This is a genomic window from Pradoshia eiseniae (genome assembly GCF_002946355.1).
Taxonomy (GTDB): Bacteria; Bacillota; Bacilli; order Bacillales; family Pradoshiaceae; genus Pradoshia; species Pradoshia eiseniae.
Window position 1 is genome coordinate 1 of the sequence record NZ_PKOZ01000050.1, and the last position, 981, is coordinate 981.

Annotated in this window: 1 protein-coding gene; it reads left to right on the forward strand. The window is 35.1% G+C overall.

Annotated elements, in window-relative coordinates; genetic code table 11:
• Positions 1-132 precede the first annotated feature (132 nt).
• A complete protein-coding gene (locus CYL18_RS18980) occupies positions 133-828 on the forward strand; it encodes a DUF1287 domain-containing protein (protein WP_104851026.1) in 696 nt (231 codons plus the stop codon).
• The last annotated feature ends 153 nt before the right edge of the window (positions 829-981 follow it).

The window sequence follows — 981 nt, forward strand, 5'->3', positions numbered from 1 at the left end:
CCAAACGATATTAAACGACTAAGTAATTCTATGAAAACAGGAGAAATCGAGAGATTTCGCTTTGTATATTGAGGGAGATTAGTGGAATAAGTTTATTTAATAATAGTGTTGTGGAATTGGGGATGGAGTAAAATGGGGGTTAAAAAAAAGTATTTGATTTTTTGTGTATTGATAGTGATGATACCAATATTTTCAGTGTTTTTTAGAGATGGTCTGATTTTGGATATGGCAGGTATTCATCTAGATCGTTTTTTAGCTAAAAAAATAGTAGTAGAAGAAAAATATAGCCAAGTTGATACTAATCAAAATAGTGTGGCTGATCCATTAGATATAGTAGACACTGCAAGGAAAGAAGTGGAAACCCGAACGCGATACAAGAGTGCTTATTATGAAAGTGGCTATCCACCAGCTAGTGAGGGTGTTTGTACAGATGTTATTTGGCGAGGACTAGCTGGAGCTGGAATAAATTTAAAAGATTTAATGGATAAAGATATTAATGAAAATACATCATTATATCCAAGGGTAGAAGGAAATCCTGATCCTCATATTGATTTTAGACGGGTTCCGAATCAATATGTCTTTTTTCAACGTTTCACTGAATCTCTGACAACCGAATTAATTCCTAATGATCCAGAGAATTTAGCGGAGTGGCAACCGGGTGATATAGTTATTTTTTTGGAGGGCACAGACCACGCAGGTATCATTTCTGATAAACGTACAAAAGATGGAATACCGTATTTAATTCATAACACTCCTCCCTTCGCATCGGAAATTAAATTAACGTCTTATAAACAACCTATTGCGGGTCATTATAGATGGAAATTCTGACTTTATATCGTTAAAGGGGGCGTTAATTCAAAGGAGGATGAATGCCTTTTAGTGTTGAATTCCTTATTGAAGAAACGGGGCAGCATTCCTGTAATGAATGAAAATGAGATTTGAGCGTAAAAAGACCTCTTGATATGATGAAAGTGTCCTAAA

What these genes read in the sequence shown, in the direction of transcription:
- CYL18_RS18980 (WP_104851026.1), top strand. Translation starts at nt 133, where the DNA reads ATGGGGGTTAAAAAAAAGTATTTGATTTTTTGTGTATTGATAGTGATG.